The sequence below is a fragment of the Corynebacterium pacaense genome, assembly GCF_900169525.1.
Lineage (GTDB): Bacteria > Actinomycetota > Actinomycetes > Mycobacteriales > Mycobacteriaceae > Corynebacterium > Corynebacterium pacaense.
Genome location: NZ_LT821240.1, coordinates 160,751 through 173,819 on the forward strand (window position 1 = coordinate 160,751; position 13,069 = coordinate 173,819).

13 protein-coding genes are annotated in these 13,069 nt (G+C 65.7%); all 13 read left to right on the plus strand.

Features of this window, described 5'->3' with window-relative positions:
- Positions 1-83: 83 nt before the first annotated feature.
- The 13 genes from def to whiA all read left to right on the plus strand — a co-directional run bounded on the left by def (position 84) and on the right by whiA (position 12,914).
- Complete coding sequence (gene def, locus B7E02_RS07900; RefSeq protein WP_080794788.1) at positions 84-593, plus strand: peptide deformylase; 510 nt, start codon at positions 84-86, stop codon at positions 591-593.
- A gap of 15 nt (positions 594-608) precedes the next feature.
- Positions 609-1,550 (plus strand): methionyl-tRNA formyltransferase, encoded by a 942-nt coding sequence (gene fmt / locus B7E02_RS07905; protein ID WP_080794790.1) that lies wholly within the window; start codon positions 609-611, stop codon positions 1,548-1,550.
- Entirely contained in the window at positions 1,547-2,977 is a 1,431-nt protein-coding gene (locus tag B7E02_RS07910) for an RsmB/NOP family class I SAM-dependent RNA methyltransferase (RefSeq protein WP_080794792.1), read from the plus strand. Before fmt ends, B7E02_RS07910 begins: the two co-directional genes overlap by 4 nt.
- Positions 2,978-3,003: 26 nt before the next feature.
- Positions 3,004-3,660, plus strand: coding sequence for a ribulose-phosphate 3-epimerase (rpe, locus tag B7E02_RS07915; RefSeq protein ID WP_080796851.1), 657 nt, complete (start codon positions 3,004-3,006; stop codon positions 3,658-3,660).
- A 5-nt stretch (positions 3,661-3,665) separates the two neighbouring features.
- Positions 3,666-4,685, plus strand: a complete 1,020-nt coding sequence (ribD, locus tag B7E02_RS07920; RefSeq protein WP_080794793.1) for a bifunctional diaminohydroxyphosphoribosylaminopyrimidine deaminase/5-amino-6-(5-phosphoribosylamino)uracil reductase RibD — start codon at positions 3,666-3,668, stop codon at positions 4,683-4,685.
- A 2-nt stretch (positions 4,686-4,687) separates the two neighbouring features.
- Entirely contained in the window at positions 4,688-5,302 is a 615-nt protein-coding gene (locus B7E02_RS07925; protein ID WP_080794795.1) for a riboflavin synthase, read from the plus strand.
- 10 nt (positions 5,303-5,312) lie between these two features.
- Positions 5,313-6,587 carry a bifunctional 3,4-dihydroxy-2-butanone-4-phosphate synthase/GTP cyclohydrolase II gene (locus B7E02_RS07930; protein WP_179129693.1) on the plus strand — a complete coding sequence of 425 codons (1,275 nt, stop codon included), beginning with the start codon at positions 5,313-5,315 and terminating at the stop codon, positions 6,585-6,587.
- 16 nt (positions 6,588-6,603) lie between these two features.
- The gene (ribH, locus tag B7E02_RS07935) at positions 6,604-7,083 is read left to right on the plus strand and encodes a 6,7-dimethyl-8-ribityllumazine synthase (RefSeq protein WP_080794799.1); all 480 of its coding nucleotides are present in this window, start codon (positions 6,604-6,606) and stop codon (positions 7,081-7,083) included.
- A 48-nt stretch (positions 7,084-7,131) separates the two neighbouring features.
- On the plus strand, positions 7,132-7,698 hold the full coding sequence (locus tag B7E02_RS07940; protein WP_080794800.1) for a PH domain-containing protein: 567 nt from the start codon (positions 7,132-7,134) through the stop codon (positions 7,696-7,698).
- 8 nt (positions 7,699-7,706) lie between these two features.
- The gene (gene uvrC, locus B7E02_RS07945) at positions 7,707-9,779 is read left to right on the plus strand and encodes an excinuclease ABC subunit UvrC (RefSeq protein ID WP_080794802.1); all 2,073 of its coding nucleotides are present in this window, start codon (positions 7,707-7,709) and stop codon (positions 9,777-9,779) included.
- Between the two features lie 50 nt (positions 9,780-9,829).
- Complete coding sequence (rapZ, locus tag B7E02_RS07950; RefSeq protein ID WP_080794803.1) at positions 9,830-10,750, plus strand: RNase adapter RapZ; 921 nt, start codon at positions 9,830-9,832, stop codon at positions 10,748-10,750.
- A gap of 31 nt (positions 10,751-10,781) precedes the next feature.
- On the plus strand, positions 10,782-11,837 hold the full coding sequence (locus tag B7E02_RS07955; RefSeq protein ID WP_080794805.1) for a gluconeogenesis factor YvcK family protein: 1,056 nt from the start codon (positions 10,782-10,784) through the stop codon (positions 11,835-11,837).
- A 93-nt stretch (positions 11,838-11,930) separates the two neighbouring features.
- Positions 11,931-12,914 (plus strand): DNA-binding protein WhiA, encoded by a 984-nt coding sequence (whiA, locus tag B7E02_RS07960; RefSeq protein ID WP_080794807.1) that lies wholly within the window; start codon positions 11,931-11,933, stop codon positions 12,912-12,914.
- The last annotated feature ends 155 nt before the right edge of the window (positions 12,915-13,069 follow it).

Consider the following 13,069-nt stretch of genomic DNA (forward strand, 5'->3'; position numbering starts at 1 on the left):
CAACCGGCGACCATGGCGGTCCGATAGGATGGGGCGGTATTTCCACCGCTGGATCCGGTATCTGTAAGGAGAACCCAACAACCATGACCGTGCGCGACGTCAGACTATTCGGAGATCCGGTCCTGACCAGCCGGGCCGAGGAGATCACCGACTTCGACGAGGCACTGGCACTTCTCATCGAAGACATGTTCGAGACGATGGACGCGGCCGGCGGAGTGGGACTGGCCGCCAACCAGATCGGGGTGTTGCGCAGGGTATTCGTCTTCGACTGCAGCCACACCGACGGAGGACTGCGCGGGCACATCGTCAATCCCGTCTGGGAGGCGATGGGTGAGGAAACTCAGACCGGGGGCGAGGGATGCCTGTCCATTCCCGGGGTGAAGGCGGAGACCACACGATTCGAACAGGTACGGCTTTCCGGGGTCGATCTGCACGGCAATCCGGTCGGGATCGTAGCCTCCGGCCTTCTGGCACGCTGCATCCAGCATGAGACCGATCATCTCGACGGTGTCCTCTTTCTCAAACGCCTGGCTCCCGAGGAACGCAAAGCCGCCATGGGCACCATCCGTGCCTCCGAGTGGTTCAACCGATAAGTCAAGGAGAAATACATGCGACTGGTTTTCGCGGGAACCCCCGCTCCGGCGGTGACTGCACTGCAGAGACTTTTGGACTCCGACCATGAGGTGGTGGCGGTGCTGACCCGCCCGGATGCGCGGAGGGGCAGGGGGCGGAGCCTCCATCCCTCCCCGGTGGCAGAACTCGCCGCCGAACGCGGGATCGAGGTGCTCAAGCCCGTGACCCTCAGGGCGGGGACACCGGACGGCGCCATGATCAGGCAGCGCCTGAACGAGCTGGCGCCCGACTGCATTCCCGTGGTCGCCTATGGCCAGCTGATCACCGCGGATCTGCTGGATGTCGCGCCGCACGGCTGGGTCAACCTCCACTTCTCCCTGCTGCCCGCCTGGCGCGGGGCGGCTCCGGTCCAGGCCGCGATCCGCGCCGGTGACACCATCACCGGCGCCACCGCCTTCCGCATCGATGAAGGGCTGGATACCGGCCCGATCCTCAACTCCATCAGCGACCCCATCCGCGACACCGACACCGCCGATACGCTGCTGCAGCGTCTCGCCGATCTCGGGTCGGACATGCTCGTGCAGACGATGGACGGACTCGAGGCGGGCACCATCACCGCCACCGAACAGCAGGGACCCGAAAGCCGGGCACCCAAGATCACCACGGAGGACGCCAGGATCGACTGGTCCGCGCCCGCCGAGGTGGTCGACCGCGGTATCCGCGCGCACACCCCGGCCCCGGGGGCGTGGACGATGCTTGCCGACGCCCGCATCAAACTCGCACCAGTCGAGTTGCTGGCCCAGGCGCCGGTGCCACTGGCACCAGGGGCACTGTTGGCGGACAAGCACACGGTTGCCGTGGGCACCGGCACGACACCGGTGGCACTGACCGGAATCCAGCCGCCGGGCAGGAAAATGATGCCGGCCGCTGACTGGGCGCGCGGGATCCATCTCAACGAGGAAGCGAGTTTCGAATGAGCCTGGACAGGAAGGGCGGATTCCGCTCGCGTTCGGCGAAGGCGTCCGCACCGCGGGCCGTGCCCGTCGGGGCGGAGAAACAGCGGCGGGAGGTCCGCGACCTGGGCGTCGACAAGCCGAGGGAGGTGGCGTTCGAGGTGCTTGACCGCGTACGCACCGGGGCGGCGTACGCCAACCTTGTCCTTCCGAAACTGTTGAACAGGGAGAAGCTCGAGGGGCGCGACGCGGCCTTCGCCACGGAGATCACCTACGGAACCCTGCGCACACAGGGCCTGCTCGACGCGGTCATCGAGTCCGCCGCCAGGCGCGGGAGCGCCCAGATCGATCCGGAGGTCCTCGATGTGCTCCGGCTGGGCGCCTACCAGGTCCTCTTCACCCGCGTCGAGGATCATGCCGCCGTGGACACCAGTGTGAAAATGGTCGGTGGACTCAAGAAGTTCCAGGCCACCGGCTTTAGCAATGCGGTGATGCGCAACATCACCCGCAGCAGCCCCGAACAGTGGCTCAAACGACTCGAGCCGGAGGGGGAGATCGCCGCCATCGCCTTCCGCACCGCACATCCGGAGTGGATCGCGAAAAGCTTCGCCCGCGTGCTCCCGGTGGATGAGCTCGAAACGGCACTACGGGCCGATTCCCAACGCCCCGTGGTCCACCTGGTGGCGCGACCGGGCGAGATCAGCGCCGAGGAACTGGCACTGATCACAGGAGGTGAGGAGGGACGGTACTCTCCCTACGCCGTCTACCTCGACGGCGGCGACCCCGGCGAGATCGAACCCGTCAAACAGGGACTCGCCGCGGTGCAGGATGAGGGATCCCAGCTGATTGCCCGCGCCCTGGTCGAGGCCCCGGTGGAGGGTACCGATCACGGAAGATGGCTCGATCTCTGCGCCGGGCCGGGCGGAAAGGCGGCGCTGATAGGGGCGCTCGCACGAATGGACCGAGCCAGGGTTGACGCCGTGGAGATCTCCGATCACCGCGCCCGGCTCATCGAGCGTTCCGTGCGTGATCTGCCCGTCAGGGTGCACGTCGGCGACGGCCGGACGATCGCACTCGGGAACGACTACGACCGCGCGCTCGTCGATGCCCCGTGCTCCGGACTCGGCGCTCTGCGGCGTCGCCCCGAGGCGCGCTGGCGCAAGCGGGAAAGCGAGATCGAGCAGCTGAACTCCCTCCAGTATGAACTGCTCGAATCCGCGATCTCACACGTCCGCCCCGGTGGCGTGATCATCTATTCCACGTGCTCTCCGGATCTCAGGGAAACACGTGGCATCGTGGACAGGGCGCTTCAGCACCTGCCGGTCGAGGAGCTTCCCGCCGCACCGCTGATCCCGGGGATGAGTGACACCGGCGAGGCCAGATCGGTGCAGATGTGGCCGCACAGGCACGGCACCGACGCCATGTTCTTCTCGGTGCTGCGAAAGCGCTGACCACCCCGCGGGTTATGATCAAGGGCATGAACACACCCATCATCGCCCCGTCCATACTCGCCGCGGATTTCTCCCGTCTCGGTGCGGAGATCGCAGCGGTACCCGATGCGGACTGGATTCACGTCGATATCATGGACGGCCACTTCGTGCCCAACCTCAGCTTCGGCCATGACATCACCGCCGCGGTCAACCGGGTCACCGACAAACCCCTCGATGTGCACCTGATGATCGAGAACCCGGAGAGGTGGGTGGACAACTACATCGACGCCGGTGCCGATTGCGTGATCTTCCACGTGGAGGCGACTGATGACCATGTCAGGCTGGCCGAGCACATCCGTTCCAGGGGGGTGCGCGCCGGCTTCTCCCTCCGCCCCGGTACCCCGATCGAGGATTACCTCGCCGATCTCGAGCACTTCGATGAGGTCCTGGTGATGAGCGTGGAGCCGGGATTCGGCGGACAGAGCTTCATGCCCGACCAGCTAGCCAAGGTGCGCACCCTGCGGAAGGCCATCGACGAACGCGGACTGGAGATCATCATCGAGATCGACGGCGGCATCGGGGAGTCCACCATCGGACTCGCTGCCGATGCCGGGGTGGACGCCTTCGTCGCGGGTTCCGCGGTCTACGGCAAGGCCGATCCCAATGATGCCGTGCTGAAGCTGCGCGAACTCGCGGAGCGCTAGACACCGTGGAACCCACCGAGGCGCTGGATGTTGCGGCACTGGCCGCCGAGCAGGTCCGTGGTACCACCAGCCCGAATCCACCCGTGGGTGCGGTGATCCTGGATGCCGCCGGGCAGCTGGTGGGAACGGGTGCCACCCGGCCACCGGGGGGAGCGCATGCGGAGATCGTGGCGCTCGCTGAGGCGGGCGGGCGGGCCCGAGGCGGAACCGCGGTCGTCACCCTGGAACCCTGCAATCACACCGGGCGCACCGGGCCCTGCACCCGTGCGCTGCTCGAGGCGGGAATCGTGCGGGTGGTCTACGCCGTCCCGGACCCCTTCCCGCAAGCCGCCGGTGGCGGCCGGTGGTTGAGCGACCGGGGCGTCGATACGCTGTGTCTCGGCATCGAGGTCCCGGCCCTGCGTCCCTGGCTTCGCGCAACGCGGCTCGGCCGACCCCATGTGACCTGGAAATTCGCCGCGACCATGGATGGGTACTCGGCGGCGGGCGACGGAGGCAGTCGCTGGATCACCGGCCCGCGGGCGCGGGCGGCGGTCCATCTGGACCGGAGCCGCAGGGATGCGATCATGATCGGTAGCGGTACCGCCCTGCAGGATGACCCCGCGCTGACCGCCCGCGCCGAGGACGGTCTCTACGCGCACCAGCCCCGGCGCGTTGTCATCGGCGGCCGGACGATTCCCGCGGATTCACAGCTGGGCCGGCTCGGTTTCGAACAGTACGCGGGAATAGATCAGGCGCTGGCCGCGCTGTGGGATTCAGGTGCCCGCGACGTCCTCGTGGAGGGCGGGCCGACACTGGCGGCGGCTTTTCTCGACGCCGGCCTGGTCGATGCCGTCCAGGCCTACCTGGCCCCGGCGCTCCTCGGGACCGGCCGCCCGGTGCTGGACGGCGACACCGCAGGCACGGGTGTGACAACCATGGCCGACATCCGGCGCTTTGACACCCGGGACGTGCAGCGACTCGGCCCTGATGTACTGATAGAGATGGTTCGACCCACCAATGAGCAGCAGGATGAAGGGATGTGAGGATGTTCACCGGAATTGTGGAGGAGATCGGCGGGATCACCGGAATTGACAGGTTGGGTGATTCGGTCCGACTGAAGGTGGGGGCGACACGTGTCCTGGAGGACGCGCACCTCGGCGACTCCATTGCCGTCAACGGCGTGTGCTTGACCGTGGTCAGTGTCGGTGAGGGTTACTTCACCGCGGACTGCATGCAGGAAACCCTTGACCGCAGCTCACTCGGCGGGCTCGACATCGGTTCCCGGGTGAATCTGGAGAGGGCACTGCCCGCCAACGGTCGGCTCGGGGGACACATCATGCAGGGCCATGTCGACGCCACCGCGGCGCTGATCTCGCGCACGCATTCGGAGAACTGGGATGTGCTGCGGTTCTCCCTGCCCGCGGAACTGGCGCGGTACGTGGTGGAGAAGGGTTCCATCGCCCTCAACGGCACATCGTTGACCGTGTCCGCGCTCGGCGCGGACTGGTTCGAGGTCTCGCTGATCCCGACCACGCTGCGTGAGACCACCCACGGCGGTCTGGTTCCGGGTGATCCGGTGAACGTGGAGGTTGACGTTATTGCAAAGTATGTCGAGCGCATGATGGCACCCGGCACCGGGCCCGAAAACACCTCGGATTAAGGTTGAGCGCGTGACTGAAGTAGTACTCGACTCCGTTGAAGAGGCCATCGCCGACATCGCCGCAGGCAGGGCGGTGGTGGTCGTCGACGATGAGGACCGGGAAAATGAGGGCGATATCATCTTCGCCGCCGAGAAGGCGACCCCTGAACTGGTCGCGTTCATGGTCCGCTATTCCTCCGGCTATGTCTGTGCTCCCCTGACCGGCGAGGATGCGGATCGTCTTGATCTGCCACCGATGACGGCCACCAACGAGGATGCGCGTGGCACGGCCTACACCGTGACTGTCGACGCCAACACCGGCAGCACGGGCATCTCTGCGGCCGACCGCGCGCACACCATCCGCCTCCTGGCCGACCCGGAGAGCGTGCGCTCGGACTTCACCCGCCCCGGCCACGTGGTTCCGCTGCGTGCCAGGGCCGGGGGGGTACTCGTTCGGGCGGGGCACACCGAGGCGTCCATCGATCTGGCACGGGCCGCCGGACTGCGTCCCGCGGGGGTGTTGTGCGAGGTGGTTAGCGAGGAGGATCCGACGGGCATGGCCAGGCTTCCGGAACTGCGGCGCTTCGCCGACACCCACGGCCTGAAACTGATCTCCATCGAGCAGCTGATCGAATGGCGGCGCCGGAACGAGATCCTGGTGGAAAGAGTGGTTGAAACCCGGCTTCCCACGAGCTTCGGCGAGTTTCGGGCCGTGGGCTACCGTTCCACCGTGGATGGTCAGGAGAGTCTGGCCGTCGTCGTCGGCGATCCCTCGGACAACGGGGGAGAGGACGTCCTGGTCCGGGTCCACTCGGAGTGCCTGACCGGTGATGTTCTGGGATCCCGCCGCTGCGATTGCGGGCAGCAGCTCCATGAATCCCTGCGCATGATCCAGGAGGCGGGTCGCGGGGTGGTGGTCTACATGCGCGGTCATGAGGGGCGCGGGATCGGCCTGCTGGCTAAGCTCCGCGCCTATCAGCTGCAGGACGAGGGAGCCGATACGGTGGACGCCAACCTGGCGCTGGGACTGCCGGCCGACGCCAGGGAGTTCGGAACCAGCGCGCAGATTCTCTATGATCTCGGGGTGCGGTCACTGAACCTGATCAGTAACAACCCCGGAAAGCGCCTCGGCATGGAGGGCCACGGAATTTCGATCATCGGGCGCACCCCCATCCCCGTGCAGGTCCATGAGGACAACGTGGGCTACCTGCGCACCAAACGGGACCGGATGGGCCATGATCTGCCCGCAGTGGACGCATGGGACAGGGCGCATCCGGAACAACTGTTCTCAAACGACAACCTTTAAGGAGCTGGAATCCCCCATGGCAAAGGAAGGACTTCCCCGGATCACGCTGCCCGATGCAGGTGGTCTGCAGGTCGCGGTCGTCAGCGCCCGCTGGAATGCGGAGATCTGCCAGCGGATGCACGAGCGCGCCGTGGACACGGGATGCGCGGCCGGTGCGACGGTGTCCGAGTACCACGTCGTCGGAGCTCTCGAGCTTCCGGTGGTGGTCCAGGAGCTCAGCCGCTCCCACGATGCGGTGGTGGCCATCGGCTGTGTGATCCGCGGTGGTACCCCGCACTTTGATTATGTCTGTGATTCCGTCACCCAGGGGCTGACCCGCATCGCCCTCGATTCGGGCGTACCGATCGGAAACGGTGTTCTCACCGTCAACACCGAGGATCAGGCCATAGAGCGCTCCGGAGGTGAGGGCTCCCTCGAGGACAAGGGGGCCGAAGCCATGATCGCGGCGCTGGATACCGCTCTGGTGCTTTCTGGCATTCGCGCCCGCAGGGGCTAGACTGTTGTCCAACTGCCGTCGCCGTGAATGTTTAAGGATAGTGAAATCGTGACCTCCAAAGCCCCCAGCGGTGCCTCCGACAACATGCGCAGCGAAGACGCATCCCCGAGAAGGCTCAGCGACGCCGAACTCCTCGAATACACCGCCGCATTCGCCGACACCACGACCGACAAACCGTGGCGGCTCGAGGTTCACTCCAGGACGATGAAAATGATCGCGTGGATCCTGGTCGTCGTGGTCATGGCGGTGCACATCTTCATGGGGCTGGTCGTCGATGTCGATTTCACCGGCGCCGCGGTGACCTTCATTGACACCCTGGCGTTCCCGGGGATCGGTTTGATCATCTCGGTGGTGGCCTTCATCGGATTCACCAGGGCCCGGGTCCGTGCCAATGAGGACGGCGTGGAGGTGCGCAACTTCATCGGGACCCGCTTCTACCCCTGGGCGGTGATCTACGGCCTGTCCTTCCCCAAGGGCGCCCGAGTCGCCCGGCTGGAACTGCCCGATTTCGAGTACGTGCCCATGTGGGCGTTCCAGGCCCGTGACGGCGAGGATGTCGTGCGCGCCGTGAGGGAGTTCCGTGATCTGGAATCCCGTTACATGCCGGAGGACTAGTCCCGCACATGGCTGATCCGACAAGCTACCGTCCGGCGCCGGGGACCATCCCCACGGAGCCGGGCGTGTACAAGTTCAGGGACGACAACCACCGAGTCATCTACGTTGGCAAGGCGAAGAATCTCCGCGCCCGACTGTCCAACTATTTTCAGGATGTCACCCAGCTGCATCCGCGCACCCGCCAGATGGTCTTCGCCGCATCCTCCGTTGAATGGACGGTGGTGTCCAGCGAGGTGGAGGCACTGCAGCTGGAGTACACCTGGATCAAGCGCTTTGATCCGCGGTTCAATGTCAAGTACCGCGACGACAAGACCTACCCCATGCTCGCGGTGTCCACGGGGGAACGTTTCCCGCGCGCATTCTTCTACCGTGGCCCTCGACGCAGGGGCGTTCGCTACTACGGGCCCTATTCCCACGCGTGGGCGGTCCGGGAGACCCTTGATCTGCTCATCCGTGTGTTCCCGATGCGTACCTGCTCCAAGGGGGTGTTCAACCGGCACGAGTCGTTGGGTCGACCCTGCCTGCTCGGGTACATCGACAAATGCGCCGCACCGTGTGTCGGAAGGGTCAGCGAACAGGAGCACCGCGAGATAGTCGATGGTTTCTGCTCGTTCATGTCCGGACACACCGACAAGGTGACCAGGAAGCTCAGCGCGGAGATGGAACAAGCCGCGGAGGATCTGGATTTTGAGCGCGCCGCACGGCTGCGGGACGACCTGGAGGCGATCCGCAGGGTCATGGAGAAGCAGGCGGTCGTCCTCGGCGACGGTACCGACGCCGATGTCATTGCCATCGCCACCGATGACCTGGAGGCTGCGGTCCAGGTCTTCCACGTCCGCGGTGGACGCATCCGGGGCCAGCGTGGCTGGGTGGTGGAGAAGACCGGGGACTGGGACCGGCGGGAGGAGCCCGATCCGAACGGCGATGGCACCGATCCGGCACTGGCGCATGTCATGCAGGATTTTCTGGTCCAGTTCTACGGCGATGCCGTCGAGCGCGCGCAAACGGAGGCCGCCGAGGACGCTGAGCTCATCGAGCGCCGCGGTGTGGATAAGCAGTCGAACCAGGGGCGCGCGTCCACCGGAGCGGTTATTCCGCACGAGATCCTTGTCCAGGTCCTTCCCGACGAGCCGGAACAGACCAGACGAGTGGTGGAGAAGCTGCGTGGGGGCACCGTTGACCTGCGGGTCCCTCAGCGTGGGGACAAGCGGGCCCTGATGGAGACCGTCGAGCGCAACGCCAGGGAGGCGCTCAAACAGCACAAGCTCAAAAGGGTGGGAGATCTCACGGCCCGCTCGGCCGCCCTCCGGGACATCCAGGAGGCCCTGGGTATGGAGCAGGCGCCGCTGCGCATCGAGTGCACGGACATTTCCCACATCCAGGGCACCGATGTGGTCGCCTCCCTGGTGGTGTTCGAGGACGGCCTGCCCCGCAAGTCGGACTACCGGCGCTACCGGATCCGGGAGGCCGCGGGTGACGGGCATTCCGATGACGTGGCCTCCATCGCTGAGGTGACCAGGCGCCGCTTCCTCAGGCACAACCGTGACCGCCTGGCAGTTCCCGAGGCCGAAGAGTTCGACGGCTCGAACTTCGCCGATGAAAAGGTTGAGGAGATGAGCACCGACAACAGGCGTTTCGCCTATCCGCCACAGCTTTTCATCGTCGATGGTGGTGCGCCGCAGGTGGCCGCCGCCCAGGAGGTTTTTGATGAGCTGGGTATCGTCGACGTGACACTGATCGGCCTGGCGAAGCGCCTGGAGGAGATCTGGGTGCCGGGGGACCCCGATCCGGTGATCCTGCCCCGCAGCTCCCAGGCACTTTTCCTGCTCCAGCAGATTCGTGATGAGGCACACCGTTTCGCCATCACCTACCACCGACAGCAGCGCTCGAAGCGTATGCGCGTTTCCGAGCTGGACGGCATCGCCGGGCTCGGCCAGACCCGACGAACGGAACTGGTCAAACACTTCGGTTCGGTGGCGAACCTGAAAAGTGCCACCGTTGAGGAGATAGCCGCGGTGAAGGGTTTCGGTCCCAGGCTGGCGGAGAGCGTGTTCGCGGGTCTGCATCCCCCGACACCGTGAGAACACGGAGAGACCGACCATGAGAGGACGGGCTGACTAGTATGAGAGCCATGAATCCTAGTGCCGGAACGTTGACAGCAGCACAGAGCGTGGAATCGGGAAACCGCCGTCCCTTCACACCGGTTCTGGTGACCGGGATGTCCGGGGCGGGACTCAGCAGCGCCGCCCGGGTCCTGGAGGACCTCGGATGGTACGTCGCCCACAATCTCCCGCCCCAGATGATTCCCTCGCTGATCGAGATCTGCGCGGCCGATGACTCCCCGGTGGACAAGGTCGCCCTGGTCTCCGACGTGCGTTCCAGGGAGTTCCGCGGAAACCTCAGCGATATCATCACCGAGCTCCAGCGGAGGAACCTGGCGCCGACCGTGCTTTTTCTCGATGCCAGGGATGACGTGCTTATTCGCCGCTTCGACAGTGTCCGCCGCACCCATCCCCTCCAGGGGAGCCAGACCCTGCAGGTGGGGATCGAACGCGAACGCGAGATGCTCTCGCAGCTCAAGGAAAACGCCGATGTTGTCATCGATACCTCCGAGCTCTCGGTACATGACCTGCGCCGCTCCATCGAGTCCTCATTCAAGACGATCGCGCAGCGCGTCCAGCATGTGACCATCGAGTCCTTCGGTTTCAAGCACGGATCACCGCGGGACGCGGACTTCATCGTCGACGTGCGCTTCCTGCCCAACCCCTACTGGGTGCCGGAACTTCGACCCTTCAGGGGCGTCGACAAGCCGGTGTCGGACTATGTGCTGAGCCAGAACGGCGCGCGGACCTTTCTTGACAACTTCGTCTCCATGCTCGAGGACATGCTTCCCGGTTACCGCCACGAGGGGAAGAACTTCATCACCGTCGCCATCGGATGCACCGGGGGACACCACCGTTCGGTCGCGGTGTCCGAGGAGCTGGGCCGCAGGCTCGCGGCCCATGAGGATTTGGACGTATCGGTGGTGCACCGCGATATTAATAGGAACTGATCTGCAAGTCGAGGAAGAGAAAGGGAGGGCAATGACCTCAATTTTTGAAGCGGGAACGCCCGCCTCGGCGCAGCCCGGCGAGGGTGGGGGGAGTCGCGACCTGCCCACGGCGGATAAGCCGCGGGTGATCACCAGCCTCGGTGGGGGACACGGCCTGTTCCAGACGCTGCGCGCGGCGAAGATCTGTTCGCCGCAGAGGATCAACGCGGTGGTCACCGTCGCCGATGACGGCGGATCCTCCGGGCGGATCAGGCACGAGCTCGGTCAGATCCCTCCCGGAGACCTCCGGATGGCCCTGGCGGCGTTGACCTCCGAGAATGAGGAGGGCGAGCTGTGGGAGCAGTTCCTGCAGCACCGTTTCGGCGGGCACGGTGCCCTCGCGGGACATGCGCTGGGCAATCTCCTCATCGTCGCGCTCACCGATGTTCTGGGAAGCTCCCAGAACGCCCTGGATAAGATCGCCGAGTTCACCCAGTCCCAGGGCCGGGCCATACCGGTGTGTACCGAACCGCTGGATATCGAGGCGGAGGTTTCCGGGCTGGGGGAGGACCCCAGGGTCATGCAGCAGGTGAGGGGGCAGGTGGCTGTGGCCAGTACACCCGGCCAGGTGCGCAGGGTGCGTCTGATTCCCGAGGATCCGGAGCCGAGCCCCGAGGCAATTGAGGCGATCACCGGTGCGGATCTGATCACACTCGGACCCGGATCCTGGTTTTCCTCGGTGATTCCGCACCTTCTGGTCCCCGGCCTCGTCGAGGCGCTGTCGGAGTCCGAGGCAACGAAGGTGGTGGTGCTCAACCTCAGGGCCGAACCGGGTGAGACCTCCGGGTTCTCCTCGGAGCGTCACATCCACGTGCTGCGCCAGCACGCACGGGAGCTCAAGGTTGACCGGATCCTCGTCGACTCCGGTACGGTGGCCTCATCAATGGAACGGGGCTACATTCAGCGCGCGGCGGAGGCGCTCGGTGCCGAGGTCGACTTCTGTGATGTCCGAGCGGAGGACGGCCGGGGGCGGTTCACCAGCGTCCACGATCCGGCGAAGCTGAGCTCGGCCCTGCTGTCGGTGTACGCGGAGGCGCGCAGAGCTTAGCGGACCCCGGTTTTAATCCCCTCCGGTACGGGTTTTCTCCGTTCCGGTAGTTTGCATCCACCTGCGGGAGATGCCCGAGGAAGGTTTGAACAATTGTCACTGACCACTGATGTCAAGGCCGAACTGACCACGGTCGGCGTTTCCCGCCCCAGTGCCCGCGCAGCCGAGGTGTCGGCGCTGCTCCGCTTCACCGGGCAGATGCAGGTGGTCACGGGGCGACTGGTCATCGAGGTCAACCTCGACAGCCTGAAGGTGGCGCAGCGTCTTCGTGATGCGATCGCGGAGCTGTACGCCACCCAGGTGCAGGTGCACACCGTCACCGCCAGTGGTACCCGCAAGGCCGCGCGTTACCTGGTACGGATCATCGACAATGCCGACGAGATCGCCAGGCGCACCGGCCTGGTCACCCGCTCGGGGCATCCGGTCCTGGGATTGTCCCCGCAGGTGGTCTCCGGGACGATCAGTGATGCCGAGGCGGCGTGGCGTGGCGCGTTCCTGGCCTCGGGCACCCTTTCCGAGCCCGGACGCTCCTCGACCCTGGAGGTGCTGTGTCCCTGCCAGGAGGCGGCCCTCGCGCTGGTGGGGTGCGCACGCAGAATCGGGGTGACGGCGAAGACGAAGGATTCCAGGGGTTCGGATCGCGTGGTGGTCCGGGATGCGGAGGCCATCGGGGCGCTGCTCACCCGCATGGGCGCACAGAAGTCCCGCATTCGCTGGGAGGACAAACGGATCAAGAGGGAGATCCGCACGCCGGCGAACCGGCTGGCCAATTTCGATGACGCCAACCTGCGGCGGTCCGCGCGTGCCGCGGTGGCCGCCGCCGCCCGGGTGGAACTGGCGATGCGCATTCTCGGCGATGATGTTCCCGAGCACCTCGCCGAGGCGGGTCAGCTGCGGGTGCAGTACCGCCAGGCCTCCCTGGAGGAGCTCGGTCGCCTCGCTGACCCGCAGATGACCAAGGACGCCGTCGCCGGTCGGATCAGGCGCCTGTTGACGATGGCCGACAAGCGGGCCGAGGAACTCGGGATCCCCGACACGAACTCCGCCGTCACCGAGGACCTCCTGGAGGAGATGTAGGGCCGAAGATGCCTGTCGACGCCCATACGGGCGACGGTGGTGGACCACCGAAGGGGAGCCACCAACGTGAGTTGTATCACAAGTGTCCGTTTCTGAGATCGGGGAATTCGTTCACCGCGGTCTGTAATGGAGAACTCCCGTACCCCCATTATAGG

Excerpts from the sequence above, each read along its gene's own strand:
- def (WP_080794788.1), top strand. The coding sequence starts at position 84 with ATGACCGTGCGCGACGTCAGACTATTCGGAGATCCGGTCCTGACCAGC.
- fmt (WP_080794790.1), top strand. The coding sequence starts at position 609 with ATGCGACTGGTTTTCGCGGGAACCCCCGCTCCGGCGGTGACTGCACTG.
- B7E02_RS07910 (WP_080794792.1), top strand. The coding sequence starts at position 1,547 with ATGAGCCTGGACAGGAAGGGCGGATTCCGCTCGCGTTCGGCGAAGGCG.
- rpe (WP_080796851.1), top strand. The coding sequence starts at position 3,004 with ATGAACACACCCATCATCGCCCCGTCCATACTCGCCGCGGATTTCTCC.
- B7E02_RS07925 (WP_080794795.1), top strand. The coding sequence starts at position 4,688 with ATGTTCACCGGAATTGTGGAGGAGATCGGCGGGATCACCGGAATTGAC.
- ribH (WP_080794799.1), top strand. The coding sequence starts at position 6,604 with ATGGCAAAGGAAGGACTTCCCCGGATCACGCTGCCCGATGCAGGTGGT.
- uvrC (WP_080794802.1), top strand. The coding sequence starts at position 7,707 with ATGGCTGATCCGACAAGCTACCGTCCGGCGCCGGGGACCATCCCCACG.
- rapZ (WP_080794803.1), top strand. The coding sequence starts at position 9,830 with ATGAATCCTAGTGCCGGAACGTTGACAGCAGCACAGAGCGTGGAATCG.
- B7E02_RS07955 (WP_080794805.1), top strand. The coding sequence starts at position 10,782 with ATGACCTCAATTTTTGAAGCGGGAACGCCCGCCTCGGCGCAGCCCGGC.